This window comes from Geothrix oryzae, assembly GCF_030295385.1.
Taxonomy (GTDB): Bacteria; Acidobacteriota; Holophagae; order Holophagales; family Holophagaceae; genus Geothrix; species Geothrix oryzae.
The window spans coordinates 1,627,698-1,650,108 of the sequence record NZ_AP027079.1; the positions used below are offsets into that span (position 1 = coordinate 1,627,698).

Genomic DNA, 22,411 nt, shown 5'->3' on the forward strand with positions numbered 1-22,411 from the left:
GTCCCTGATCGGAAGCCGGGGCTACTGAACGAAGTTCGCGGCGCTCTGGGCGTCGTCGGCAGGTTCATCCATGGCCAGGCGCCGGAACAGTTTCACATCGGCCAGGGAGAGGATGCTCATGTAGGAGAAGCCGCTGAAGAAGAGCCAGAGGAAGGGCACCGAGGCCCACTTGCGGATCCAGATGGCCACGAGGACGGCCGCGAAGTAGTAGATCGCGAAGCCCAGCTCCAGGAAGGTCATGAGGCTCTTGGGCACCTTGTAGGCCCGCTTGGTGACCGTCTTGCCGGTGGCATCCACGCCGTACTTGGGGGTGCGCTTGAACTCCTTGTCGTCGGTGAAGAAGCCCTCCAGCACAGCCTTGGCCTGGTTCAGGGCGAGGCCGATGCCCAGGCCCATGAGGCCGGGGATGTACTTCAGGCGGGACTGCCAGCCGGTGTTGTCCGTCAGCTCCTTCTGGGAGAGGCCGAAGTAGAGGCCCACGCTCACCGCGTTCAGCAGGAAGAAGGGGCCATCCGTGAGCAGCAGGACATGCACGGGGGTGCCGGCCCGGAAGATCATGGCGGGCACCATGATGACGGAGAGCACGACCATCAGCATGTAGTTGCAGTTGGCCGTGAGGTGGAACCAGCACTCCAGTTTGGTGTGCAGGCTCTCGTTCGATTTCCAGATGGTCTTCATGAGCTTGCGGATGACCTGGGCGTTGCCCTTGGCCCAGCGGTGCTGCTGGCTCTTGAAGGCATTGACCTCCACGGGCAGCTCGGCGGGAACGACGAGGTCCTTGAGGTAGACACCCTTCCAGCCCTTGAGCTGGGCGCGGTAGGACAGATCGGCATCCTCGGTGATGGTGTCGTGCTCCCAACCGCCCGCATCGGCGATGGCGGCGACGCGCCACATGCCGGCGGTGCCGCTGAAGTTGAAGAAGGCGTGGGAGCGGTGGCGGGCCGTGTGCTCGAAGACGAAGTGGCCGTCGAGGAGGATCGCCTGCACCTGGGTGAGGAGGGAGAACTCGCGGTTCAGGTGGGCCCAGCAACCCTGGACGAAGGCCACCTTCTCGTCGGCGAAGTGGGGCACGGCTTTGCGCAGGAAGTCTTCCGTGGGGAGGAAGTCGGCGTCGAACATGGCCACCAGCTCGCCCTTGGCGACCTTGAGGCCTTCGGAAAGCGCGCCGGCCTTGAAGCCCGTGCGGTCCGTGCGATGGAGGTAGTGGATGTCGAAGCCGAGGGCCTTGTAGCGGTCCACCACGGCGCTGGCGACCTTGACGGTATCGTCCGTGGAATCGTCCAGCACCTGGATCTCGAGCTTCTCCTTGGGCCAGTCCATCTTCACGACATGGTCCATGAGGCGCTCGATGACATTCATCTCGTTGAACACCGCCAGCTGCACCGTGACCACCGGCAGGTAGTTCTCGTCGCCCTTGGGCTGGGGAACCTCATTCTTGTGGCGGTAGTAGAGCAGCAGCATCCAGAGGCGATGCGCCCCGTAGATGCTCAGGATGGTGAGCAGCGTGAAGTAGGTGCCGAGCACGATGGTCTTGACGACTTCCATCACGGAATAAACCTCCCACAGCCCAGGTCAGTGGGCCTGCTTATAGTCTGGCAGGGACGCTGGGAAAATCCACGAAAAACCTAACAATCTACCGCTTCATCTCCGATGGGTTCGGTAGGATGCTGACATGGCCGACCTCGACAACCTGAACCTCCCCCAATCCATCGGCCGCTACCAGGTCCTCCGCCTGCTGGGCTCCGGTGCCATGGGTAGCGTGGTGCTGGCGGAGGACCCCCGGATCAAGCGCAAGGTGGCGATCAAGCTGATGCGGATGGATGCGGCCCGGACCGAGGCGGATCGCCACGAATATCTCCTTCGTTTCCAGCGGGAAGCCGAAGTTTCGGGCCTGCTCAACCACCCGGGGATCGTGGCCATCTACGATGTCGGGGAAGAGGAGGGGCTGGGGCCCTTCCTGGCCATGGAGTTCGTGTCCGGAAAGCCCCTGGACAGCCTCATCAAGACCGGCCCGCCGCTCCCGACGAAAGAAAAGCTGCGGATCGCCGTGGGGTTGGCGGAGGCCCTCGACCACGCCCACGCCAAGGGGATCGTCCACCGGGATGTGAAGCCGGGCAACGCGATGGTGGGCGAGGACGGCCGCACCAAGCTGATGGATTTCGGCATCGCCAAGCGGGAGGACGCCAGCCTCACCCAGACGGGCACCTTCCTGGGCACTCCCAGCTACGCCAGTCCCGAGCAGATCCGCGAAGGCACGGTGGACAGCCGGTCCGACATCTTCAGCTTCGGGGTGCTGGTCTTCGAGCTGATGAGCGGCCAGTCGCCGTTTCCCGGCAACTCCATCAACACCATCCTCTATCGCATCGTGAACGAACCGCCCGTCGAGGTGCAGCCTCCGGTCACCGGCATCCTGCCCGAAGGCTGGCGGCGGGTCTTCGACAAGGTGCTGGCCAAACGGCCGGAGGACCGGCACGCCACCTGCACGGCCTTCGTGCGGGACCTGCTCGACGCGGTGGTGGACCTCGGCAAGGAGGACCGGCGCGAGATCCTCGGGCTCATGAAGCTGAGCGGCGATTCGCCGCTCCCGGAGATCACCTCCACCTCCTTTGACGAGACCATGGTGGTGCTGCGGGCCGAATCCAGCCGGGCCAGTCGGATCTGGCTGGGCCTGGCCGCCGCTGCGGTCCTGGCGGTGGGTGGGTGGTTCCTCTTCCGCGGGCCGAAGGGCACCCGGCTGCAGATCGACTCCCAGCCCGCGGGGGCCAAGGTCTTCGTGAACGGGCTGGCCGTGGGCGCCACGCCCATGAACCAGCCGCTGCAGGCAGGCGATCAGCTGCGTCTCGAGCTGAAGGGCTTCCAGCCCGTCCTCTATGCGTTCAAGCCCGGTGAGGCGCCCCCCGCCTTCCCCCTGGAGGCCATCATTACGGAGGAGACGCTCGATTCCGTGCCTCAGGGGGCCACCGTCGTGCTGGATGAGAAGCCCCTGGAGGGCGTGACGCCCCTGAAGGTGCGCTGGAATCAGGGGCAGCCGCACCGCCTGACGCTCACCAAGGAGAAGCTGGGGTACGCCTCGGATTTCGGCCCCGGCGAGGTCCCCGGAGGGCGGGCCTTTGAACTGAAGGAGGCCACCACCGCCGATACGAGGCAGGAGCCGCCCCTGGATCCCAACGCCCCGGGGACCCTCAAGCTGGCGGGTGGGTTCAGCGTGCGCGTGAAGGTGGATGGCAAGGACCTGGGCGACCTCAGCCCCGGCGCCAAGCTGGCGCTGCCGCCGGGCCCCCACAAGGTCGAGCTCGTCAGTCCCAAACACTTCTACAAAGACAGCCGGGCGCTGAGCGTGTCTGCGGGTCAGGTCCTCCCCCTGACGCTCCCCGCCCTCGCGGCCCTTACCGTCGAGACCTTCCCCGGTACCGGCAAGGTCTTCGTGGATGGTCAGGACGCGGGCATCGAGAGCGACGGCAGCAGCGTCCAGGTGGCCCAGGGCCGCCACACCATCACCGTCCGGGGTGCCCGGGGGAGCAAGAGCGAAACGGTGGAGGTCCGTGGGGACAAGGGGTTGCGGTTCCCCTTGTAACCTGGGAATGGGCTGCAAAGCCATCCCAGGCTTCAAGTCCCTCAATGACGGGTGCAGGCAGGAGTCCCGGGGTATGCGCGAAGCGCGGAGCCCCCGGGACAGCATTGGTTGGGGAGGAAGGATTCGAACCCTCGGTACGCAGGATCAAAACCTGCTGCCTTACCACTTGGCTACTCCCCAGGCGCAGAGGCAAGCATAGCGCGGCTCTGCGTCCCGCCCAAGTCCGACTCTCGGATCAGGCCCAGGCCAGAGGCCCGTTCAGGGATTGCTCTTGGGCGTGAACCCGAATTCCTCGACGCTCAGCAGGTCGGGGCGCACCACAGCGGCTTCGCCCCGCTCGATGCGGCTGAGGGCGCGGTTTCCGGTGGCGGTCTCATAGGCCAGGAGCACGCGCTCCTCGATCTGCTCGCGGAGGGTGTTGTTCAAGGGGTAGGCAATGTCCTTGAAGCTGCCATCGCGCTTGCGACGGCTGGGCATGGCCACGAAGTACCCGTCCTCGCCCTCCACCACCCGCAGGTCGCCGACCAGGAAGCAGTCATCGATCACCAGGCCCGCAAAGGCCCGCAGCTTGTCGTCGCCTTCCACCTTGGTGATGCGAACATCCGTAATGTTGAGCATGTCAGTCCTCAGTCTTGAATCCTCAGGCCTCAGTCGTCAGGAGCGAGGTGGACTCTCAGGTTATCCGATCTCGATCCAGCCCCACTGGCGGCCGGTGGTCTCACCGCGGCGGTACGAGTAGAGCAGGTCGGGGCGGCACACGGTGCAGAGCGGCATGCTGCCGTCCCGGGCCGGATCCAGGCCCAGATCCAGGGCCTGGGCCCGTAGGAAGCCATGCAGGTCGAGATGGGGTTTCCCCGAGGGACCTTCAGAACGCAGCCCCTCGTGCCAGGCGGGATCCTGGCGCGCGGCCTCGATGACCTCCCCGCCCACTTCGAAGTGGCAGGCCAGGATGGCGGGGCCGAGGGCCCAGACCAGGTCCGCGGGGCGCCCCCCCAGGGCACGGTAGCGTGCCGTGCCGCGGCGCAGGATGCCCCGGCCGGGGCCCTCGAAAGGGGTGTCATCGCCGTATCCGGTGGCGCCCCGCCACCCCGCATGCAGGGCCGCGACCCAGCGGCGGCCGTCGGGGAGCGGGCCGGCCAGCAGCACGGGTACGCAATCGGCCACGCGCACACCGATGCGGACGCCGGGGGCGGTGGTCCAGAGACCATCGCCCTCCACCACGGCCCCCACGGTGAGGTCCGATGCCTCCACCACGCCACAGCGGTGCACCTGGTTCAGGCGCCGGACGGGCAGATCCTCGGGGGGATCCAGGCGGGTGGAGAAGCCCCAGGTCAGAGGGAAGGGGGGCCGGACCTCGGGGATGAGCAACGGGCCCTCAGCCCTTGGTGCCGAGGCGGGCTTCCATCCACTGCTTGATGCGGTTGGCGTCGCCCAGCCGGGTGTATTTGCCCCAGGAATCCAGCAGGATGATGAGCACGGGCCGGTTGGCCAGCATGGCCTGCATGACGAGACAGCGACCGGCCTCTTCGATGTAGCCGGTCTTGGAAAGACCGATGCTCCAGCGGGGGCTGCGCACCAGGGCGTTGGTGTTGGGGAACTGGATGCTCTTTCGGCCGGACAGGATGCTGGTCTCGGGCCGGGTGGTGAAATCGCGGATTTCGGGGTAGTTGTAGGCGCTTTCGAGGATGCGGGCCAGGTCCCGGGCGGTGGCGACATTGCCGCTCGAAAGGCCCGTGGGATCCTCGAAGCGGGCCCCGGTCAGGCCGAGTTCCTTCGCCTTGGCGTTCATGGCCTGAACGAAGGCCGAAAGACCACCCGGGAAGGTGCGGCCCAGGGCGTGGGCGGCACGGTTCTCGGAAGCCAGCAGGGCCAGCAGCAGGGCCTGCTCCCGGGGCAGGCGGGTGCCCACGGGCAGGCGGGACTTGCTGTGGCGCAGCATGTCCTTGTCATCATTGGTGATGGTGAGGATTTCCTGGGGGTCGAGGTGGGCGTCCAGCAGCACCATGGCGGTCATGAGCTTGGTGATCGACGCGATGGGCACCACGGCGCCGGCCTGCTTCTCCAGCAGGGTCTGGCCCGTGCTCTGGTCCAGCACCAGGGCGGATGCGGACTTCAAGGTCAGCTTGGTTGCGGAATGGGCCGAGCCAGCACTCAGGGCCGCACATCCCGCGGCCAAGACGACTCCTGCCAACCGAAAACCCCTGCTGAATCCCATGCACGCTCCTGAAGATTCCGACTGTTGTCACTTATTACCAGTCTATCGGATCGGGAGGTCCCTTGCTCAAGGGCAATTCTTGCTCAAGGCCACAAGAGGACCAGAAGGCTCAGGTCGGTGACGGCCCAGGCACCCAGGCCCCAGTACATGCCAGCTTCGTGCCGATGATCCGACCAGGTGCGCCACCGGGCCAGCCAGGGCAGCAGGACGGCCAGCCAGGCGACCAGGGAGATGGCCAGGAACCCGGGATTCCGCCCCTTGGCCAGGACGGCGGCGGCGAAGAGACCATGGGCGATCAGGGCCGCCCCGAGGGCCAATCCCAGGCTCCGGCCCACGCCCACGCGGATGACCAGGGTGCGGTCACCCCGCCGGGCGTCCTCGGCCACCTGGTAGATCTGGGTCATGGGGTAGAGCGTGGCGAAGAGAAAGGCAAAGCCGAGGGCGGCCCTGAGGATGGCCGGGCTGAACGGCCGGCCGGTGAGGGCCCAGCCCGCCAGGGGCGTGAACAGGCCGAACCCCAGGCAGTTGATGAGCAGATCCCACCCCGCCCGGGCCTTGAGGCGTGCCGGGGGCACGGAGTAGAGGATGCTCATGGCCACGCAGCCGAGGTTGAGGAGGGCGAAGGGGCGGGGAAGAAGGAAGCCCAGGAGGGCTGAGGCGGCCAGCAGCACCGCGGAGAAGGTCAGCAGGTGGTCCGGGGGCTTGGGGGGCGCCTTGAGATACCCGATGTCGCCCTCGTCCTGGTCGAAGGCGCTGTTGATGGCCAGGGTGCCCCCGTTCATCAGGGCCACGAACACCAGCCAGCCCAGGAGGGCGGGGCCCGCTACCAGGGGCCAGCCCGAGGCCAACAGCGCGCCGAGCAGGAAGTGGGCCGTCATGATCGGCCATTCCAGCGGGCGCAGGTGGAGCAGGTACGCCGTGACCTCCGGACCGAGGAGGCGTTGGACGAAGGTGCGCAGGGGGAAGCGGGGGGCCGCTCCGGTCACGCGATGCCCTCGCGCCGGAGGGGTTGGATGTCGCCGGGGCGCTTGGGTTCCACCAGGGCCTCCATGGCGGCAAGCACATGGGGCACGCTGAAGTCCGTGTCCACGCACATGCCGTGGGGCAGGGACAGGGGGATCACATAGCAGGGGATCTCCGGCATTTTCGTGAGCCCCTTGATCAGGCGGTCCGTGCAGCTCACCGCCACCACGAGATCCGGCCTGAATTCCCGCGCCTCGCGGTAGGCCTTGTGGCTGCGGTTGGTGATGCGGCCTTCCCACCGGTTCAGCAGGGCGGCATTCATGTAATCGCCCACGGGGCAGAGGCCGCAGTCGTAGCAGGCCTGAAGGTCGTCGAGGATGCCGGCCTTGCAGCGGGCCATCTGGATGCAGTGGGGCAGCAGGATGAGGGCCCGCCGGGCCCGGCGGCCGCCCAGAGCCTCCCGGACGCGCTGGTTGTTGTGGCCGCAGAAGGAGAGGATCCACGCATCTTCCAGCCCCAGCCGTCGAGCCAGGGGGCGGAGGGCGTTGGTCCAGAGGCAGTCCTGGCGCATGACCGTGGCTTGGTTGCGGAGGAAGGCCTCTCCCCGGAGGAAGCTGGGCCAGGCGGCGGCCAGGGCGCCGGTACCCGCCAGCAGCCACCAGCCGCGACCGGCCGAATGCAGGGCGGCAAAGGCGAAGGCGAAGACCGCCAGCGCCAGCGGCACGCCCCGGCGGACCCAGAGGAACAGCGCGCCCCGCTCCACCGGCAGGGGGCCGGGCTGAGGCAGGGCGCGGGGTTCCTTCACTTGGCGGCTCCAGCCAGGCCGATGATCTTCTTCAAATCATCGTCCTTCCAGCGCAGGCCGCCACCGAAGAAGACGGTGCGGAGGTCCTTGTTGCCGATGTCCTGGACGCCGGCCTGGATGTAGGCGCCCTTCCAGAACTGGTAGCTGCTGGTGAAGCGGTAGCGGGGGTTTGGCTTGTCATCCCGCTTGGTGAAGTCGTAGGCCAGGATGCCGAAGCGCAGGCGATCCTGGTCCAGCGTGCGGAACTCCAGACCGCCGCCGCCCTTGCCCTCGACGATGCCCGCCGAGAAGATGGCGGCGCCGATGCGCTTGGCGAACTGGGCCGATACGGTGAAGCTCTGGTCCGTGGTGACGAACTTGTTCTTTTCGAGCACGCTGACGGATTGGCCCGTGATGGGATCGATCTGGGTGACGGTCCGGGTGCTCTCGCTGAGCTTGCCATCCGGCGTGGAGGCGAAGCCCAGGGCATACCAGTAGTCGGGCCGCGGCGCGATCTCCAGGCCAAGACCCACGCGGCTGTCCTTGCGCTTGTCCCACTGGGCCGCGTTCATGTCGAGGCGGAAGTCCATCTTGTTGAAGCCGCCCAGCATGCCGTTCACATTGTCCACGGCCTCGTTGATCTTCTTGATCGTGGTCTCGTCGTTGAGCAGCTTGCCGATGGTGCCTTCGCCCTTGTTGATGCGGTCGGTGAGCACCTTCATGTTCTCCGCGGTTCCCTGGAAGCTCTGGGCCAGCTTGCGGACATCGCTCATGACGCCCTTCAGCTCGGGGCGGTTCTCCTCCAGGATGGCGTTGAGGTTCTTGCCCACGGTCTCGAACTGCTGGGCCAGCTTGGGCAGCTTGTCGCGTAGGTCGGAGCTGATGGCCTCGACATTGGCCATGGTGTTGTTGATGGCCCCGTGGTTCTCTTGGGCCATGGAGCGGAACTCGGCGGTCAGCACGCGGATGTTGTCCACGATCTCGTCGAGCTTCTGCCGGCCCTGCTCGCCGCCGATGGATTCGTTCAGGGACTGCGTGACGCCCTTCACATTCTTGCCGATCTCGGAGAGGGTCTCCATGAGGTTGTCCAGGCTCACGCCGGCCTTGCTGGGCAGCGGCACGCCTTCGGGGAAGGGGCCCATCGCGCTGTGGCCGGGGTCGAGGTCGATGAACTTCTCGCCCAGGATGCCGATGGAGCCCAGGGACACGCTGGCGTCGCGGTAGACCTGAACCTCATTGCCGAGGCCGATGGCCACGCGGGCCTTGCCGTTCTCAAGGGCGATGGTGCGCACATCGCCCACCTTCACGCCGGCGATGCGCACGGCGCTCTGGAGGCTCAAGCCGGCCACGGAGTCGAAGATGGTGAAGCGCTCGGACTGGTTGCGCTTGCCGCCGACCTCCAGCTTCTCGGTCCGGAGGATGAGCACGGCCAGCAGGAAGATGGCGCCCGTAAAGAAGAGGCCGACTTTGGTTTCGAGCTTCATGGGTGGGCCTCCTGGGTTTTGCGCTTGGGCGGGGGCGGGTCCTGAAGGAAGGGGCCATCCGCATCCCCCCGCAGGAACTGCTGAATGACGGGATGGGGATTGACCTTGAAGGCCGCCGGCGACTCGCAGGCGATGCACTCGCCGCGGAAGAGGAGGGCGATTCGGTCGGCGATTTCGAAGGCGGACTTGAGGTCGTGGGTGATGGTGATGGTGGTGACGCCCAGCTCGTGCTTGAGGTCCAGGATCACGCGGCCGATGACATCGGTCATGACCGGGTCCAGCCCCGTGGTGGGCTCGTCGAAGAGGAGGATCTTGGGCTTGAGGGCGATGGCGCGCGCGAAGCCCACGCGGCGCTTCATGCCGCCGGAGAGTTCGGCGGGCTTCAGCTTGTCGGTGCCCTTCATGCCCACCATGGAGAGGCATTCCTCCACCCGGGCCTGCACTTCGTCCTCGGTGATCTCGAGGTGCCGCCGGAGGCCGAACGCCACATTCTCGAACACCGTCATGGAATCGAAGAGGGCCGCCATCTGGAAGCACATGCCGATGCTCTGGCGGACCTTGAACAGTTCCTCCCGGTCCAGCTGGGCGATGATCTTGCCCTCGATGGCCACATGCCCCGAGTCGGGGGTCAGCAGACCCATGATGTTGCGGAGCAGCACGGTCTTGCCGGTGCCGGATCCGCCCAGGACCACGAGGCTTTCGCCCTCCTGGACCTGCAGGTTCACATTGGACAGCACCACCTTCGGACCGAAGGCCTTGGAGAGATTGACGACATCGATCAGCGCCATGCCGTCACACCAACAACAGCTTGGTCAGGAAGAAGTCGGAGACGAGGATCCAGAGGCTGCTGGTCACCACGCTGCTGGTGGGGGCGTTGCCCACGCCCTCGGCGCCGCCGTGGGTGCGGTACCCCTTCCAGCAGCCCACCAGGGCGATGATCATTCCGAACACCAGGGCCTTGATGAGGGCGATGCGGAGATCGCGGAAGGCCAGCAGCTTGTAGAACTCGCTGCTGTAGACATAGGCGCTCTGGCCCTCCACGCCGACGAGGATCATGTAGCCGCCCCAGAAGCTCACATAGATGGAGACCACTGTGAGGAGGGGGACCATGACGATGGCGGCCAGGAACCGTGGCACGAAGAGGTAGTGGATGGGGTCGGTCGCCAGGCACTCCAGGGCGTCGATCTGCTCGGTCACCTGCATGGTGCCCAGTTCCGCGGCCATGGCCGAGCCGATGCGCCCGGAGAGCATCAGGCCGGTGATCACCGGCCCCAGCTCGCGGACGATGGCCAAACCCTCCACCTGGGAGGCCAGACCCTCCGCCTGGAACTGGCGGAAGCCGAAGGCCAGCTGCACGGCGAACACCATGCTCACGGCGATGCTCGTCAGCACCACCACGGGGATGGAATTCACCCCCAGCGAATGGAGCTGGCTCATCAGGCTCTTGCCGTCGAAGGGGCGCTTGAAGATGGCGGCGAAGGTCCGCCCTGCGAGCACCGCAAAGTCCCCGGTCGTCTCGAGGGCCCCCAGCACGCGGGCGCCGGTCTTGTCGAAGAGAGTCAGGACCATGGGGCTCCGGGACGCAAAAGCCTAGCTTAACCCAGACGGCTTCTTCTGTCGGTCGCGCAGCTTGGAGGCACCTCTCTCGCGGCTGGTCTGCGGGGTCCGGCTGAGGGCCAGGGCGTCGGCGGGGACATCCTTGGTGATGGTGCTGCCCGCGCCGATGAGGGCCCCGTCGCCAATGGTCACGGGGGCGACCAGTTGGGTGTCCGATCCGACGAAGACCCGGCGGCCGATGGTGGTCTTGTGCTTGTTCACCCCATCGTAGTTGCAGGTGATGACGCCCGCGCCGATGTTGGTGCCTTCGCCGATCTCCGTGTCGCCGAGGTAGGCGAGGTGGTTGGCCTTGGCGCCGCGGTGGAGCTTCGCCTTCTTGGTCTCCACGAAATTGCCGATGTGGACCCCCTCGGCGAGGTCGGTGCCCTCCCGCAGCCGGGCGAAGGGGCCCAGCTTGGCGCCCGCACCCACCAGGGCCTGCTCGATGACGCAGTAGGGTCGGATGTCCACGCCTTCGCCCAGGACGGAATCCGTGATCACCGTGCCCTGGCCGATGCGGCAGCCCTCGCCGACGAGGACCGAGCCTTCCATCCGCACGCCGGATTCCAGCAGCACATCGCGGTGAAGGACCACCCGCGGACCCACCAGCGTGCTGTCGGGATGGAGGAAGGTCACGCCCTCGGCCATCCAGTGCCTCTGGATCCGCCGCTGGGCCGCAGCCTGCAGGGCCGCCTGATCGTGCCTGGAGTTCATGCCAGCCAGTTCCCCGGGATCGCAGACCTCCACGGCCACGGGAATGTCCCGGGCCACGGCCGCCACGGCATCCGTGAGGTAGTACTCCTGCTGGGCGTTGTCGTTCTTGAGGCCCTGGAGGGCCTTCTTCAGAGCGGGCCAGGGCAGGGCATAGGCGCCGCCATTCACCCTCTGGACGGCCAACTCGTCGGGTGTGGCGTCCTTGGCCTCCACCAGATTGGCGAGGCGGCCATCCCCATGCTGGATCACCCGGCCGTAGGAGCCGGGCGTGGGGAGGTCCATGGCCAGCAGCAGGGCCTCGGCGGAACAGAGCCGGGACACGGTGGCGGCCGAGGTCAGGGGCACATCCCCGCAGAGGATGGCCACCTGGCTGGCGCCGAGGCGGTCCAGTTCGGGGATGCAGACCTGGAGGGCATGGCCGGTGCCCAGGGGCTCCCCCTGGTCCACGGTGCTCACGGGACAGGGCAGCAACCCGGCCTTCTGCCAGGCCTCCAGGGCGGCCAGAACCTGCTCCTTGCCGTGGTGGACCACCACCACCGCACCGCCCAGGCCCGGAGGGAGGGCCCGCAGGGCCCAGAGCAGGCTGGGGTCACCGAGGATGGGATGCAGCACCTTGGGAAGCCGCGATTTCATGCGGGTTCCGAGGCCCGCCGCCAGGATCACCGCCACCGTGGACATGCCACCTCCCGCTACCAGCCTACAACAGCTGCACGGTCATCCTTGGGGTGGGCCGGGGACTCAGAGAAGGCTGGCGGGCCAGATGCCGCGCAGCGCGTTCAGGCACCAGAGCCGCCCCTCGGTCCCAAGGGGGATGTCCCGGGTTTCCAGGGCCAGGCCCCGGGCCTCCGCCCAGGCCGGCAGGTCCAGCCGTTCCGCCACGCTGGCCACCCGGCCCGGTGCGGGCGGGAGAATCAGGGCTTCCCCGCGCTCCAGGGCCACGGCCGCGATGGCCGTCTCCGCCAAAGTCCCATCGGGCCACAGCAGGAGGGCATCCTCCGCACCACGATGGTGGGCTTCGGCCATGGCCGGGGGGCGCCAGGGGCCCGAAAGCCCCTTGTGGGGGGCCAGGGGGTTGGACCGCAGGTCTCCCATGGGGTGGGGCAGGGGCGCCAGACGGTAGGGATCCGGCGTCGAGGGCAGGGCCTCCAGCCGCGCCGCAAGGAGCCGGAGCTCCAGGTGAAGCACCAGACGCAAGGCGCTTTCGGATATCGGCTCCAGCGCCAGCCAGCTGCCGAGTTCCACCGTGGCGCCGGCCAGCCAGGGAACCTCCTGGCCCAGCGCCTCCGCTCCCGCCCGGAGCCGCGCCAGGTGGGCCTCCAGGTGGCGCGGAACGCCCCGGTGGATGGGCAGGGCCGTGCGGGGTCCCTCTCCCGCAGGTGGGGGGTGGCCAGGGGGCCAGGCGGAACCGCCGGGACCGAACACCGCGTCGGCAGGCCGGCCCGCGTCAGGTCTCACGGCGTGGTCACCTGGGCGGTCCAGGGCTGGTGGCGGGCCCGGCCCGCCAGGCGCACCGCCAGCGCCGTGGCTTCAAGGAAATTCCGCGGATCGGCGATCCACCGGCCGGCCTTGTCGAAGGCCGTGCCGTGGTCCGGACTGGTGCGGATGAAGGGCAGGCCCAGGGTGAGGTTCACGGCCCGGGTCGGTTCCAGTAGCTTGATGGGGATGAGCCCCTGGTCGTGGTACAGGGCCACGACCAGATCGAATTCCCCCGAGACGGCGCGGTGGAACAGGCTGTCGGAGGGGTGCGGCCCCGAGAAGCGGGGAGAGGGGCTGCCGGCTTCCACCGGGGCCCTTGCGGTCTCTCCGGGATGGAGCGTCCAACCCTCGGGCGCGGGGCCGGGCGGAAAGGGGGAGGGCAGGGCCGCGAAAGGCCCGGCGGGCCCTGCTTCCCGGAAGGCGGCCTCGGCCCGGGTCAGGGCCTCCGACAGCAGCGCCTCTTCCTGGCCGAAGGCCCCCGCCTCGCCGGCGTGGGGGTTGAGGGCGCACAGCGCCACGCGCAGGTTCGGATCGCCTGTGAGCTGGATGAAGCGATCCGCGGAGAAGGCCAGGGTCTCGGCCACGGCCTGGACCTCGAGCCCGTCCACCACGGAGCGCAGGCTCTGGTGGACCGTGTGCAGCACCACGGATAGCCGGGGGCTCACGAAGGCCATGCGGGTGAGGGGTGCGCCGGCGAGGGCCTGGAGGAACTCGGTGTGGCCCGGGATGTCGTACCCGGCGAGATGGGCGGCGGATTTGGCCATCGGCAGCGTGACGAGGGCATCCACCGCCCCTGAGGAGGCGAGGCCCGCGGCGAGGCGGATGGCCTCCACCGTGGCCCGACCGGAAGCCGCGGAGCCCTGGCCCAGGTGGAGATCGCCCGCTCCGATGTCGGGCGTGGGATCCAGCCAGGTGGCCGAGGCGGGGCCCTGGGGACCCTCGGTCCGAAGCTCCAGCGCGGAGCCCTGGAAGGCCGGTGGGGGCGGCGCGGAGGAAGGGACCCAGCGCCAGGTGACGGTGGTTCCGGGAAGACCCTCGAGAAGGTCCACCCCCGCCCGGGAGCCCACGACCACGACATCGGACCAGGCCCGGATGGCAGGCAGGGACCGGAGCAGCAGCTCGGGTCCGATGCCGCAGGGATCTCCCAGCGTGATGGCGATGCGCGGTCGGCGGCTCATGGTGATCCCAATCGTGACCCTGATTGTGATCTCGGGCGCGGTGATCTCGGAGGCGGGAGGCCCGGCCTCAATCGTAGGCGGGGACTTCCACCTCGGTGGTGAGCGGCTCTTCCTTCTTGAGGGTGCGGCTCCGCCGGATGCGGGGTTCCTCTTCCTGCTTGTAGATGTACTTGATGTTGTGTTTCGGGACTAGGACATTGGGTTCCTTCACCCGGTTGATCTTCAGGCAGTGCTTGTCGTACCACTCGATGACCCCCCGCACTTTCTCGTCGTCCTGGAGCACGATCACCATCGGCGTCTTGGACTGCATTTGCTTGAGGTAGTAGAAGCTTTCGGCGTTGGTCTGCTCGGGAGGGGCGATCTTGCGCCGGGGGCTGCCCAGGCCCTGCGGCGCCGTGGCCGCGGCCGGGTTGGTGGCCGGGTTGGGCTCGCCGCTGGCCGTCAGGGCCGGCGGAACCGGTGTCATGGCTTCCCCGCCGCCGGCCTTGGCGGGAATGCCCAGCTTGTCCTTGAGTTCGCTGAGGTTCGGTCGGATGAGCTTGCGATTCATGGCAGATCCTGGCCTGTCGGGCTGTGCGTGGAATGTCAAAGGCATCGGCGGGTGTCCGGTCCCTCTCAAGCCTGGACAGAACGCGACAATGGGGAGGCGCGGCCTGAGGACACTGGAAGGGAATAAGCCACTTTGGCAGGTGCCAAGTGGACCCCGCAAGGGTGTGTGCAGATTTGATGCTTGAAAGCTGCCGGAAGTTTACGCCTGATCTCCATGAGCCGCCAATGCATCTTCCGGTCCCGCCTCCGGTAGGAAAATCTGGACGCGGGTGCCCTCCCCGAGGCGGCTTTGCACCTCGATCCTCCACCCCATCGCCTCGGTGAATTTGTAGACCAGGCTCATGCCGAGGCCCGAACCCTCCTCGAAACTCCCCGCGAAGGGCACGAACAGCCGGTCCAGCTGATCGGGCCCCATGCCGCAGCCGTTGTCTTCCACGGTCAGCTGGATCTGCCCCTCGGCGTGCGTGGCCGAGAGGCTGACTCTGGGCGCGGGAATCCCCTTCACGGCCTTGCGGGCGTTGCTCAGGAGGTTCATCAGCATGCGGTGGAGGCCCACGGCATCCGAGCGGAGGAAGATCTTGGGGGGCGCCGGCACGGTCAGCGGCAGGCCGCCGGTCCGGAGATCCATCTCCCAGCTGGCCCGGGCTTCCTCCACGACCCTGGGCAGGTAGAGCGTGGCGCTGGGCAGGGCCTCGGGCCGGGCGAAGTCGAGGAAGTCGGAGACGATGGCGCCCACGCGATGGGTCTCCCGCTCCAGGATGCCGAGGACCCGGCCCTGCACATCCACGGGCGCCTGGTGCTGGTGGAGCAGCTGCACGCAGCCGCTGATGGAAGCGAGGGGGTTCCGCAGCTCGTGGGCCAGGCCGGCGGCCAGCTGCCCGATGGCCGCGAGGCGCTCGCTGATCCGGGTCCGCTCCTCGAGGGCCTTGAGTTCTGTGAGGTCCTGGAAGAGCAGCAGCTGCCCCGTCTCCTGGCCCCGGCCATCCCGCAGCGAGGCGAGGTGTCCGCCCAGAATGCGGCGGCGTGCGTCCTGGGTCTGAACGGTCACTTCGAAGCGATGTTCGCGCCCCCGCTGGGTGGGGAGGGGATCTCCCAGGGGGAGCAGGCCCTGCAGCGGCACGCCCAACGGGACGCTCCGCCCGAGGATGGCTTCGGCGGCCGGGTTCGCCGAAGTCACCCGGCCCGCCGGATCCAGGGTGATGAGACCCGACGACATGGAATCCACCACCCGTCGGTGGAGGGCGGACAGCTCGTCCACGGCCGCCTCGCTGACGCTGAGATCCGTGCTCAGACGCTCGAGGTTCCGCCGGATGAGCACCACCACCAGGGTGGTGGCGAAGACCTGCAGCGAGGCGATGCCGAGTAGGTACGGAAGCCGGGTCCCGTCGGGGTCGAGGGCCTCCCCGGAGAGGCCGAAGGGGGGCAGCAGGCCGCTGCTGAATCCCAGCACCAGCAGGATGTGGGAGGCGGAGCAGGCGATGCCCACCCACACGATCTCCACGGTCCCCAGGTAGAAGGCCGAGGCCAGCACGGGGAAGATGTACAGCGTGGAGAACCGCTCCTGCATCACGCCCTGGAAGGCGATGATCAGCGCGACCAGGACCAGGTCCAGGGCCAGGTTCCATCGGATCCAGGGAAGGCGCGGGGTGGGGAAGAGGAGGCCATCCTGGGCCTTCAGGCCGAGGCCGACCTCCCAGGTGGCTTCGATGAACAGCAGCCCCAAGGCCAAGAGATACGCGCTTTCGCCCGGGCCCGCGACCCGTCCCTCGGCCGGCAGGGCGAGGTGGAGCACCAGCAAGCCGAAGCTGGTGAAGAGCCTGAAGGCGAGGGGGAGGAAGGGCGGGGTGGCATCCCGCACCCCCAGGCGGCCCAATGTGCGCTGGAGCATAGGTTCCAGCATGCCCGAATCTGGCATGCTAAGGCCATGCTGGAACCCGCACCCCCCTCCACGCCCTCTCTGCGTGCCGCCGGCATGAGGCAGACCCCTCAGCGGGAGGGGATTCTGCGGGTGCTGAAGGATTCCGATCGCCCCCTCACCGTCGAGGAGATCTGGGAGCGCATGCCGGAGCGCCGCTCGGGGCTTCCCACGGTCTACCGCAACCTCGAACGGTTCGTCCACGAGGGCTGGGCCGAGAGCATCATGGGGCCCGACCAGGTCATGCGGTTCGTGCGGTGCGATTCACGGCACCATCACCACCACCTGCAGTGCGAGCGCTGCGGCCGCACCACAGAGGTGGATGCCTGCGGTCTCGACGCGTCGTTGACGGAACTGGAAAAGCTTTCGGGATTCCGGATCACCCGCCATCAGCTCATGCTCTTCGGGCTCTGCGGCGCCTGTCGCGCTGAAAAAGACCGTTGACCGGATCGCGCGCCATTGCTAGTCTTGATGTCTCACGCGGGTGTAACTCAGTGGTAGAGTGCAACCTTGCCAAGGTTGAAGTCGTGGGTTCAAATCCCATCACCCGCTCCACTGCCCGGGCCGCGTAAGCGGCCCGGATCATTTGAAAGCCTCACAGCACCAACGCAAGGCGCCGTAGCCAAGTGGTAAGGCCCGGGACTGCAAATCCTGTATCCATCGGTTCGATTCCGATCGGCGCCTCCAGACCAGCCCCCGCAAGGGGGCTTTTTCGCACTGCTGGATCTGAATCCAGCCATCGAAGTCGCGCGGATGATGCGCGGACAGGGCTGTTACGGTAGGTCCGGAGATTCCCCATGCCAAGTGTTTCGGCCATCTTCACCTGCCTTCTCGCCTGCCTTCCCGCCCTGGGCCAGGCTTCCCTCTCTCCGCAGCCTGCGCCAGCCCGACGCCCGACCCTGGATGAGGTCCGCCAGGCCATGGGCATCCCCTCCCAGGGGGACCTTCGAGGCCAGCAGGACACCGTGGGGTTTGCGTCCAGGCCCGATCAGATGGCCCAGGTGTGGGAGGCCTCTGCGCTTCCTCCCGCCCCGGAATTCGCCGGACCGCTGCCTGCCGCAGGGGTCGCCGGGCTCATCTGCCCCCATGACGATTACCTTTACGCCGGCCGGGTCTACCGCCGCATCCTGCCCCTGGTGACGGCCCGGACCGTCGTGCTGGTGGGCGTCTTCCACAAGTACCGGCGCTTCGACGCCAAGGATGCGCTCGTGTTCGATTCCTACCGGGCCTGGCGTTCCCCCGACGGGGAGATTCCCGTCTCGAAGCTGCGGGAGGATCTGCTGGCGCGGATCCCGGTTGCGGATGTCATCCAGGATGCAGCCATGCAGGACAGCGAACACTCCGTCGAGGCCATCGCCTATTGGCTGAAGCACCTCAATCCCAAAGTGGAGATCGTGTCGGTCCTGGTCCCTTCGGCCTCCTTCAACCGGTTCCAGGAACTGGCCGCGCATCTGGGGAAGGCCCTGGCGGAAACCGCCAAGGCCCGCGGCTGGTCATTGGGGAGGGACTTGGCGGTGGTCATCTCCTCCGATGGCATTCATTACGGTGCAGACTTCAAATACACGCCGTATGGCGAAGGGGGTGTGGGCCCCTACACCGAGGCCGTTGCGCGGGATCGCGACCTGCTGAAAGGTCCGCTGGCCGGGCCGGTGACCGCCGCCAAGGCCAGGGCCTTTTTCACCGCGGTCGTGAATCCGCAGAACCCCGATGAATACCGCATGCCCTGGTGCGGCCGCTTCTCCATCCCCTTCGGCCTGCTGCTCCTGGGGGAGACGGCCCGCGAGCTGGGCAGCCCCGTGCCCACAGGTCAGCCCATCGCCTTCGGCACTTCGATCAGCTTTCCCCAGCTGCCGGTCCGGAGCCAGGGCCTGGGCCTCACGGCCGAGGCGAACCTCTACCATTTCGTGAGTTATCCGGGGGTGGCCTACACCCTGGGGAGGGAGTGATCCCGGCTTCGCAGGCCCAGGATGACGCCCAGCGCCAGGGACCACAGGGCCGCCAGGCCCAGCTGGTAGTCCACGGGCAGGCTGAAGGTGAGGGTGTGCGCGGGAACCCAGAACCAGAGCAGGGTCCAGAGCGCCGGCGCCATGCCATCGAACCCGCGGCGGCGGAGGATGAGGTTGTCCTCCAGGCGGTGGAACAGCATCATCTGCGGGCCGAAGAAGAGGTTCGTCAGGGTGGAGAGCGCGAAGGCGCCGCCGAGGCCGAAGCCCAGGAAAGCCGGCAGAATGTGGTGATCCACCAGCGCCCGGGTGAAGCCCCTCATGCCCACGAAACCGGCCTTGATGACGAGGCCGAGCAGGGCCCAGGCCAGGACCTTGGCCAGCAGCTGGGAGGCGGTGCAGGGCAGGCTGGGGCGCCGGGCCCTGAAGCTTGAGGCTGCGAGCTCACCCAAAGTGCCCAGCAGGGCGAACTGGAGGGCGGCGGATAGGAAGGGATGGGTTTGGACCCACAGGCGGTAGGTGAACATCCCTGAAGGCTAACGATGGTAGGGCTGGACGGGGGTCACAGGCCTGAGGGGCCGATCCCGGGGCGACCCGCACAGACATCGATCCACCCCCCACCGAGGACCTCGCCGTCCTGGTAGAAGACCACGGCCTGTCCGGGGGCGATGGCCCGCTGGGGTTCGGCGAAGGCGACCTTCACCCGGCCATCCGGCAGGGGGATCACCAGGGCTTCGGCCTCCGGAGAGCGGCTGCGGATGCGGGCCTCACAGGCCAGGGGGCCTTCGGGAGGACCATCCACCCAGGTCAACTCGCGGGCCACCAGCTCCTGGCCGAAGAGATCCGCCTCGCCACCCACCCAGACGGTGTTGGTGGCGGGCTCGAGCCGGATCACATAGAGGGGATCGGCGAAGGCGACGCCCAGCCCCCGGCGCTGCCCGATGGTATGCCGCCAATAGCCGTGGTGCCGGCCCAGCACCCGGCCGTCCAGGTGCCGGATATCTCCGTCTCCCAGTCCCGGGGCGCGGCCCTCGGCTTCCAGAAAGGCGTCGTAGCGATCCTGGGTCACGAAGCAGATCTCCTGGCTTTCGGGCTTTTCGGCCAGATGGAGGCCCAGTTCCGCGCCCAACCGCCGCACTTCCGGCTTGGTGAGATGGGCCAGGGGGAAGAGGGTTCGCGCCAGCGTGGCCTGATGGTGGTGGAAGAGAAAATAGCTCTGATCCTTGGCTGGATCGGAAGCCTTGCGGAGGTGCCAGCGGCCATCTTCATGGGAAATGGTCGCGTAGTGCCCGGTGGCCACGAAGGCGGCCCCCAGGGCCTCGGCCCGATCCATCAGAGTGGAGAACTTGAGGTGTTGGTTGCATCGAATGCAAGGACTTGGCGTTTCACCATCCAGGTACCCCTGGATGAAGCCCTCGATGACGGTGGTCCGGAACCTCTCTTCGAAGTCCATGACATAGTGGGCGAAGCCGAGGTCATATGCCACTCGACGAGCGTCCTGGAAGTCATCAAGCGTGCAGCATTTCCCTTCCGAAGTTTGAAGCCCTTTCTTGTCGAAGAGCTGCATGGAAATGCCGATGACCTCGTACCCGGCCCGGTGCAGCAGGGCCGCCATCACGGAGCTGTCCACGCCGCCGGACATGGCCGCCAGCACCCGGTCCCCCCGCCGCAAGGTGGGGTGCTCCAGCAGGGGGGCGAGGGCGGTGTCGAGAAGGGTGGACAAGGCTCAGGTTCTCAGGCGCTGAAGGCGCAGCAGGGAGATCGACATCAGGATGAGCAGGGGGGCCAGGACGCCCCAATAGGCGGGGATCTCGGAGGCCCGGGCCGCGCCGCCGAACAGGGTCTGAAGCCCCAGGAACACCAGCCCGGCCACCAGCCCGGCCCCCAGGGCCTGACCTCGCCCCTGACGCGGACCCGGGAAGGCGAAGGACAGCATGGCCAGAACGAGACAGGGGCCGGCCAGCCAACCGAGCAGGCGGCTCCAGAGCATGTAGGACCGCTCGGGGTCCGGCGCCCACCGCTGCCAATGAAGCAGGTCGAGGGTGCGGGCCTCTTCGGCGGAGGCGGAGGCACGCAGCGCCTGGGTGGGGAAGAGCTGGTCCGCCTCAGGTCCCTGCACCAGATGGAGGCCACCCCAGGCCAAGGCCTCGGCCCGGGGGGCTCCGAGGCGCCACCTCAGCAGGATGGGAGCCTCTCCCGGAGCCTTCAGGGGGAAACCCCAGCGTTGATCTGCCTGGAGGTGCCAAAGGACGCCCGTGGCTCCCAAGTGCAGCCAGGGACGCGAAGAAGTTTGGACTTCAGACCGATTGAGAATTCGTCGGTAAAGGCTGTTGGCACGGCTCATGGCTGTGGGAGCCACGCCCGCCTGCAGCACCAGGGTCAGAAGGGTGACCACCCCCCAGGCGTAGCGGCTGCACCAGAGCCAGCGCAGCAGGCTGACGCCCCCAGCCCGGAGGGCCAGCCATTCCCGGCTGAGGGCCGCTTCTGAAAGGGAAAGCAGGCTGCCCAGCAGGAAGGCCATCGGCAGGGCTATCACCAGAAAGGGAGGGAGATTCCAGAACCAATAGCGAGCAAAGACATGGAGTTGAACACCATTTTTCGACAGGTCGCCGGCCAGGGTCGCGTACTCCACCAGGAGGTTCAGGACGAGCAGGCTCCCCAGGGCCGAGGCCCAGTTCCGCCACCAGGCGAGGGTGGACCAGTGCCGGAGGATCCCGTGCTGGGTGCCCTTCCCGTGAATCCAGCGCAGCAGATGGGCCTTGGTGTCGGCCATGCGGTGCAGGGTTGGAGCCAGATGGGACCGGACGGGCTTGAACCCGGGGGAGAGTCTCCGCCAAAGGCGATTCGGATGGTGGGGGCGCAGGCGCAGGTGAAGCAGCAGCCAACCGGCAATCAGGAAGGGGAAGGGGAGCAGCAGCAGGGGGGCAACCGTTTTTAGTTTCTCCGCCAACCACATGTTTTCAAAGTACTTCATCACCAAATAATAAAGCATGATGACCAGCATGCTCTTCAGGATGGCGCCCCCCCGATAGAACCGGGGGTGCCCGAACCCCAGGCCGATGCCCAGCAGCAGGAGGGCCGCCGCGGCCAGCGGCAAGGTCGTGCGCCGGCACACCTCGATGAGCGCCAGGATCCTCCGGTTCTTCGCATCGGGCGTTTCCACTCCCGAGTCCGCCCGCTGCCCCAGTTTCAGCAGGGTGGCGCTGTTCTCGTAGCGCAGCGGCGTCGGGGGGAGCAGGCGGTTGCCCGAGGGAATGGCGAAGCGGAGGACCTGCTTTTCCTGGTGGAGGTGGAGGACGCTTCCAGCCCCGGCGGGCTGGTAGAGGACGCCCTGAAGCCCCGAAAGGTGGAGCTGGAGTTCGGAAGAACCATCCGGCTTGGCCTCCAGCGCATAGGTCATGGTGGCGGCGGTGAGGTGCTGCACCCCCTGGGGAGTCGATTCCATGATGTGGATCTGGCCTTCCGGGGAAACCCAGAAGGCGGAGTGGGGGGCGCTGGGGGGGAACCAGGGCGGCCCTCCCGGTCGGAGGAACCGGGCCTGGGCCTCTTCGGTCATCCGGACCTGCAGGCCCTGCTGGATCCGGGCCGCAGCGGGAACCAGCAGGTGGGCGTTGAGCGTGGCCAGGGCCACGAGGGAGATGGCCAGGATCGCCCAGGGGGCGGTCCAGGTGCGCCGGCCGGCGCCAAGTCCCTGGGCCGCGACCAGTTCGGAACCTTCCATCAACTGCTGCGTCCCGAGCAGGCCCCCAAGGACCGCCGCCATGGGAAGGACCATTCCCAGGATTTCCGGCAGCGAGGTCAGCAGCAGCGGCACGAGCCAACGAAGGGGCGCCCCCTGGGAGAAGATCTGCTTGGCGATGGCCACCATCTCGTTGGCAAGCAGGAGCAACCCATAAAAGAGCAGGGCTCCCACGAGAGGCAGGCTCCATCGGCGCAGGATGTATCGGGTCAGTACGGCAGGCACTTGGGGTCCAGATTTAACTTTCGATAATGTATATTATGTAACCTTAAGATGTGGCC

Annotated in this window: 20 protein-coding genes and 3 tRNA genes; 5 read left to right on the forward strand and 18 right to left on the reverse strand. The window is 67.4% G+C overall.

Annotated elements, in window-relative coordinates:
- Window positions 1–21: 21 nt before the first annotated feature.
- On the reverse strand, window positions 22–1,545 hold the full coding sequence (locus QUD34_RS07470) for a cellulose synthase family protein (protein WP_286355978.1): 1,524 nt from the start codon (window positions 1,543–1,545) through the stop codon (window positions 22–24).
- 127 nt (window positions 1,546–1,672) lie between these two features.
- Between QUD34_RS07470 and QUD34_RS07475 the strand changes: the two genes are divergently transcribed.
- Window positions 1,673–3,574, forward strand: coding sequence for a serine/threonine-protein kinase (locus QUD34_RS07475; protein ID WP_286355979.1), 1,902 nt, complete (start codon window positions 1,673–1,675; stop codon window positions 3,572–3,574).
- 105 nt (window positions 3,575–3,679) lie between these two features.
- Here the strand turns inward: QUD34_RS07475 and QUD34_RS07480 are convergent.
- From QUD34_RS07480 to QUD34_RS07545, 14 genes are all read right to left on the reverse strand, one after another.
- Window positions 3,680–3,754: transfer RNA gene (locus tag QUD34_RS07480), tRNA-Gln, on the reverse strand.
- A 78-nt stretch (window positions 3,755–3,832) separates the two neighbouring features.
- The gene (locus QUD34_RS07485) at window positions 3,833–4,192 is read right to left on the reverse strand and encodes a SpoVG family protein (RefSeq protein WP_286355980.1); all 360 of its coding nucleotides are present in this window, start codon (window positions 4,190–4,192) and stop codon (window positions 3,833–3,835) included.
- 60 nt (window positions 4,193–4,252) lie between these two features.
- Window positions 4,253–4,942 (reverse strand): purine nucleoside phosphorylase YfiH/LACC1 family protein, encoded by a 690-nt coding sequence (locus QUD34_RS07490; protein ID WP_286355981.1) that lies wholly within the window; start codon window positions 4,940–4,942, stop codon window positions 4,253–4,255.
- A 7-nt stretch (window positions 4,943–4,949) separates the two neighbouring features.
- Window positions 4,950–5,789, reverse strand: coding sequence for a serine hydrolase (locus QUD34_RS07495; RefSeq protein ID WP_286355982.1), 840 nt, complete (start codon window positions 5,787–5,789; stop codon window positions 4,950–4,952).
- Window positions 5,790–5,872: 83 nt separating this feature from the next.
- On the reverse strand, window positions 5,873–6,775 hold the full coding sequence (locus tag QUD34_RS07500) for a UbiA family prenyltransferase (protein ID WP_286353070.1): 903 nt from the start codon (window positions 6,773–6,775) through the stop codon (window positions 5,873–5,875).
- Window positions 6,772–7,557, reverse strand: a complete 786-nt coding sequence (locus QUD34_RS07505; protein ID WP_286353071.1) for a DUF116 domain-containing protein — start codon at window positions 7,555–7,557, stop codon at window positions 6,772–6,774. The genes QUD34_RS07500 and QUD34_RS07505 overlap by 4 nt, the downstream gene beginning before the upstream one ends.
- On the reverse strand, window positions 7,554–9,020 hold the full coding sequence (locus QUD34_RS07510; protein ID WP_286353072.1) for an MlaD family protein: 1,467 nt from the start codon (window positions 9,018–9,020) through the stop codon (window positions 7,554–7,556). The genes QUD34_RS07505 and QUD34_RS07510 overlap by 4 nt, the downstream gene beginning before the upstream one ends.
- Entirely contained in the window at window positions 9,017–9,808 is a 792-nt protein-coding gene (locus QUD34_RS07515) for an ABC transporter ATP-binding protein (RefSeq protein ID WP_286353073.1), read from the reverse strand. The genes QUD34_RS07510 and QUD34_RS07515 overlap by 4 nt, the downstream gene beginning before the upstream one ends.
- Window positions 9,809–9,812: 4 nt before the next feature.
- A complete protein-coding gene (locus tag QUD34_RS07520) occupies window positions 9,813–10,589 on the reverse strand; it encodes an MlaE family ABC transporter permease (RefSeq protein WP_286353074.1) in 777 nt (258 codons plus the stop codon).
- Between the two features lie 21 nt (window positions 10,590–10,610).
- Window positions 10,611–12,008 carry a bifunctional UDP-N-acetylglucosamine diphosphorylase/glucosamine-1-phosphate N-acetyltransferase GlmU gene (glmU, locus tag QUD34_RS07525; protein WP_286353075.1) on the reverse strand — a complete coding sequence of 466 codons (1,398 nt, stop codon included), beginning with the start codon at window positions 12,006–12,008 and terminating at the stop codon, window positions 10,611–10,613.
- A 60-nt stretch (window positions 12,009–12,068) separates the two neighbouring features.
- Window positions 12,069–12,785, reverse strand: coding sequence for an aminotransferase class IV (locus QUD34_RS07530; protein ID WP_286353076.1), 717 nt, complete (start codon window positions 12,783–12,785; stop codon window positions 12,069–12,071).
- Window positions 12,782–13,984 (reverse strand): PdxA family dehydrogenase, encoded by a 1,203-nt coding sequence (locus QUD34_RS07535; RefSeq protein ID WP_286353077.1) that lies wholly within the window; start codon window positions 13,982–13,984, stop codon window positions 12,782–12,784. The genes QUD34_RS07530 and QUD34_RS07535 overlap by 4 nt, the downstream gene beginning before the upstream one ends.
- Before the next feature lie 67 nt (window positions 13,985–14,051).
- Window positions 14,052–14,534, reverse strand: a complete 483-nt coding sequence (locus QUD34_RS07540; RefSeq protein ID WP_286353078.1) for an LSm family protein — start codon at window positions 14,532–14,534, stop codon at window positions 14,052–14,054.
- Window positions 14,535–14,732: 198 nt separating this feature from the next.
- Window positions 14,733–16,421: a two-component system sensor histidine kinase NtrB gene (locus tag QUD34_RS07545; protein WP_286353079.1), complete on the reverse strand. Its 1,689-nt coding sequence runs from the start codon at window positions 16,419–16,421 to the stop codon at window positions 14,733–14,735.
- An 84-nt stretch (window positions 16,422–16,505) separates the two neighbouring features.
- On the opposite strand from QUD34_RS07545, the gene QUD34_RS07550 reads away from it, so the two are divergent.
- From QUD34_RS07550 to amrB, 4 genes are all read left to right on the forward strand, one after another.
- Complete coding sequence (locus QUD34_RS07550; RefSeq protein ID WP_286353080.1) at window positions 16,506–16,892, forward strand: Fur family transcriptional regulator; 387 nt, start codon at window positions 16,506–16,508, stop codon at window positions 16,890–16,892.
- A gap of 36 nt (window positions 16,893–16,928) precedes the next feature.
- Window positions 16,929–17,003 (forward strand) — tRNA-Gly (locus QUD34_RS07555).
- Window positions 17,004–17,060: 57 nt separating this feature from the next.
- Window positions 17,061–17,135, forward strand: a tRNA-Cys gene (locus QUD34_RS07560).
- 110 nt (window positions 17,136–17,245) lie between these two features.
- Window positions 17,246–18,394 carry an AmmeMemoRadiSam system protein B gene (gene amrB / locus QUD34_RS07565; RefSeq protein WP_286353081.1) on the forward strand — a complete coding sequence of 383 codons (1,149 nt, stop codon included), beginning with the start codon at window positions 17,246–17,248 and terminating at the stop codon, window positions 18,392–18,394.
- On the opposite strand, the gene QUD34_RS07570 is transcribed toward amrB, so the two are convergent.
- The 3 genes from QUD34_RS07570 to QUD34_RS07580 are packed head-to-tail and all read right to left on the reverse strand — an operon-like array spanning window position 18,373 to window position 22,355.
- On the reverse strand, window positions 18,373–18,918 hold the full coding sequence (locus tag QUD34_RS07570) for a hypothetical protein (protein ID WP_286353082.1): 546 nt from the start codon (window positions 18,916–18,918) through the stop codon (window positions 18,373–18,375). The genes amrB and QUD34_RS07570 overlap by 22 nt on opposite strands.
- Before the next feature lie 35 nt (window positions 18,919–18,953).
- Window positions 18,954–20,063: a tRNA 2-thiouridine(34) synthase MnmA gene (mnmA, locus tag QUD34_RS07575; RefSeq protein WP_375380016.1), complete on the reverse strand. Its 1,110-nt coding sequence runs from the start codon at window positions 20,061–20,063 to the stop codon at window positions 18,954–18,956.
- Between the two features lie 54 nt (window positions 20,064–20,117).
- A complete protein-coding gene (locus tag QUD34_RS07580; protein WP_286353084.1) occupies window positions 20,118–22,355 on the reverse strand; it encodes an LptF/LptG family permease in 2,238 nt (745 codons plus the stop codon).
- Window positions 22,356–22,411 lie beyond the last annotated feature (56 nt).

Excerpts from the sequence above, each read along its gene's own strand:
- QUD34_RS07470 (WP_286355978.1), bottom strand. The coding sequence starts at position 1,545 with ATGGAAGTCGTCAAGACCATCGTGCTCGGCACCTACTTCACGCTGCTC.
- QUD34_RS07475 (WP_286355979.1), top strand. The coding sequence starts at position 1,673 with ATGGCCGACCTCGACAACCTGAACCTCCCCCAATCCATCGGCCGCTAC.
- QUD34_RS07485 (WP_286355980.1), bottom strand. The coding sequence starts at position 4,192 with ATGCTCAACATTACGGATGTTCGCATCACCAAGGTGGAAGGCGACGAC.
- QUD34_RS07495 (WP_286355982.1), bottom strand. The coding sequence starts at position 5,789 with ATGGGATTCAGCAGGGGTTTTCGGTTGGCAGGAGTCGTCTTGGCCGCG.
- QUD34_RS07510 (WP_286353072.1), bottom strand. The coding sequence starts at position 9,020 with ATGAAGCTCGAAACCAAAGTCGGCCTCTTCTTTACGGGCGCCATCTTC.
- QUD34_RS07515 (WP_286353073.1), bottom strand. The coding sequence starts at position 9,808 with ATGGCGCTGATCGATGTCGTCAATCTCTCCAAGGCCTTCGGTCCGAAG.
- QUD34_RS07520 (WP_286353074.1), bottom strand. The coding sequence starts at position 10,589 with ATGGTCCTGACTCTCTTCGACAAGACCGGCGCCCGCGTGCTGGGGGCC.
- glmU (WP_286353075.1), bottom strand. The coding sequence starts at position 12,008 with ATGTCCACGGTGGCGGTGATCCTGGCGGCGGGCCTCGGAACCCGCATG.
- QUD34_RS07535 (WP_286353077.1), bottom strand. The coding sequence starts at position 13,984 with ATGAGCCGCCGACCGCGCATCGCCATCACGCTGGGAGATCCCTGCGGC.
- QUD34_RS07540 (WP_286353078.1), bottom strand. The coding sequence starts at position 14,534 with ATGAATCGCAAGCTCATCCGACCGAACCTCAGCGAACTCAAGGACAAG.
- QUD34_RS07545 (WP_286353079.1), bottom strand. The coding sequence starts at position 16,421 with ATGCTCCAGCGCACATTGGGCCGCCTGGGGGTGCGGGATGCCACCCCG.
- QUD34_RS07550 (WP_286353080.1), top strand. The coding sequence starts at position 16,506 with ATGAGGCAGACCCCTCAGCGGGAGGGGATTCTGCGGGTGCTGAAGGAT.
- amrB (WP_286353081.1), top strand. The coding sequence starts at position 17,246 with ATGCCAAGTGTTTCGGCCATCTTCACCTGCCTTCTCGCCTGCCTTCCC.
- QUD34_RS07570 (WP_286353082.1), bottom strand. The coding sequence starts at position 18,918 with ATGTTCACCTACCGCCTGTGGGTCCAAACCCATCCCTTCCTATCCGCC.